Source organism: Nocardia sp. CC201C, from assembly GCF_030010695.1.
GTDB lineage: Bacteria > Actinomycetota > Actinomycetes > Mycobacteriales > Mycobacteriaceae > Nocardia > Nocardia otitidiscaviarum.
This window is the reverse complement of sequence record NZ_JASCXP010000695.1, coordinates 1-1,767: the sequence shown is the minus strand read 5'-3', so window position 1 is coordinate 1,767 and position 1,767 is coordinate 1. Positions and strand designations below refer to the sequence as shown.

At 70.8% G+C, this 1,767-nt stretch carries 2 protein-coding genes; both read left to right on the top strand.

Features of this window, described 5'->3' with window-relative positions; all coding sequences use genetic code 11:
• Positions 1–1,321: hypothetical protein (locus QK444_RS36000; RefSeq protein WP_282786556.1), on the top strand; the 1,321-nt coding region annotated here is incomplete at its 5' end.
• A 112-nt stretch (positions 1,322–1,433) separates the two neighbouring features.
• On the top strand, positions 1,434–1,767 hold a 334-nt coding region (locus tag QK444_RS35995), incomplete at its 3' end, for a hypothetical protein (protein WP_282786554.1).

The following is a 1,767-nucleotide window of genomic DNA, read 5'->3' as shown; positions in this document are numbered from 1 at the left end:
TCTGCTGGCGCGGGACGTGGGAAAGCCGGTGCTGCGCAGGGCCGGAGCCGGACTGCTCGGCTACGCCGTCGCGGTCGTCTTCGGTTACCTCTTCGGCGCGGACGAGCGGTTCGACGGGGTGCGCGCCGTGCTGGTGTGCGTGCCCGCGGTGGCGTGGAGCGGGGTGTTCGTGCGGCTGCTGCCCGAGCCGCCGGGGGAGCGCGCCGACCGGTGGTGGCGGTTCGGGCTGGTGCCGGTGTGCACGGTCGTGGCCCTGCTCGCGGCCGCGGGGATCGGCGCGGCGGCGTATGCCCTCGGCGTCTGCGCGGTCCTCGCGCTGTTCGGCTCGCTGATCGCGCTGCTGCGCCATCGCTCGGCGCTCGTCGCGGGCTCGGCGCGCGGGACCGTCGCGGGGCTGTTCACCGTGGGCGCGATCATGTTCGGTCTCAGCGCCGCACTCGTCCTGCTCGGCCTCGAACTGGTGCCCGCCACCCTGGTGCTGGCGCTCGTGGTCGTGGATCTGGTGCTGCTGGGCGTGGGCATCGCTGTCCTGGACGCCTTCGAGGAGGGGGAGGCGCTGCGGGCGGATATGCTGCGCTCCCTCATGGTCGCTGAGGCGACGGCCATTGTCTTCGGCGGGCAGGCGGCTGTCGCCATCGTGCTGACCGGGCCGCGGCTAGCCCTGGAGGTGTTGTTCTTCGGCACCATCGCCGCCGCCATCGCGCTGCAGGTGCTGTACGTGCCCCTGCAGGCGGCCGTCGACCGGCTGGTCTTCGCGTCCGCACCGGAGCTGCGCGAGGCGCGCGACGAGTTGCGCACCGCCGCGGAGGCACTACCGCGGAAACGGGCGGTCGAGCCATCGGCCGGAGCCGACGCGTCCGGTCTGGCGGCGCTCGGCGAGGACGAGTTCGCACGTCTGACCCGCCGCGCCCTCAGTCACTACGCCGATCTGGGCAAGCTGGTGTCGAGTCCGCTCATCGACCTGCCCGCCATCGACAGCCGCCTCGCCGCACGCGACAGCGCCCCGGGACCGCTCGATCGTGCCGCCGAACTCAAGACACTGCTCACCGACGCCATCGCGGCGCTGAAGCCGCGCACCGGCGAGGAGTTCGGCACCAGCGAGGAATGGCGGCACTACAACGCCGTGTACTTCTACTACGTGGTCGGCATTCGGCCCTACAGCGTGCGTACCAAACGCACCGATCTGGACCCGGTGTCGCGCAAGGCGCTCGCCTGGTTCGTGGACCAGGTGCCGGAGCGGACCCTGCACAACTGGCAGAACTCGGCAGCGCGCATGATCGCCGCACAACTGCGATCCGGATTCGGCAGTATGTCGAAATAGGGCTCTGACCTGCGGTTGGCAGTATTCGGCAGCGGATGTGGTGGGGTCGGCAGTGGATTTCGGGCGACGGTATCGGCAGTCACCGACACCGAACGGAAAGGTTCCGATTCCCATGACCGCCACCACCGCCACCGGTACCCGCACCATCGCCGGCATGAGCCCGCTGCGCCTGGCCTACACCTTCGACGGCGTCGCCACCCTGGCCTCCGGAATCCTCGTTGCGGCGCTCGCCGGAGTGCTCGATTCGGCACTGGGCCTGTCCACTCCGCTGCTGCTCGGTGTCGGGGCCTTCTTCATCCTCTACGCGATCGACGTCCTGATCATGGCCACCCGCCCGGTGATCTCGCGCCGCGCCGCCACCGTGATCATCGCGGTGAACGCGCTGTGGGCGGTCGACAGCCTGGTGGTGCTGGCCGCCGGATGGCTCGACCCCACCGCCCTCGGGG